Source organism: Flavobacterium xizangense, from assembly GCF_054075145.1.
Window position 1 is genome coordinate 1 of record NZ_JBSIPG010000096.1, and the last position, 273, is coordinate 273.

Consider the following 273-nt stretch of genomic DNA (forward strand, 5'->3'; position numbering starts at 1 on the left):
ATTATTTCCATCAAATCCTGGCGCTGTAGTATAACCACCCCAAGTATTTCCAGATAAATCAATAGCTACCTGATACTTCCAACCTGGAGTATTTACCATTACGTTATCAAACATAGCCGTAAAAGGGCCTTTGATATGATTAAAGTCTTGTGTTAGTTCTTCCTGTGTAAAACCATCAGGATTACTATTAATCTCGTCGAAATTATCTGTACAACCAACTAAGGCTAGAAGACTCAAACAGATTAATGATTTTTTTATATTATTTGTTTTCAT

Annotated in this window: 1 protein-coding gene; it reads right to left on the reverse strand. The window is 33.7% G+C overall.

What is annotated here, in order from left to right; genetic code table 11:
• Positions 1-237, reverse strand: a 237-nt coding sequence (locus tag ACWA1B_RS22665) for a SusD/RagB family nutrient-binding outer membrane lipoprotein (RefSeq protein WP_456910869.1), incomplete at its 3' end; no start/stop codon positions are given.
• Between the last annotated feature and the right edge of the window lie 36 nt (positions 238-273).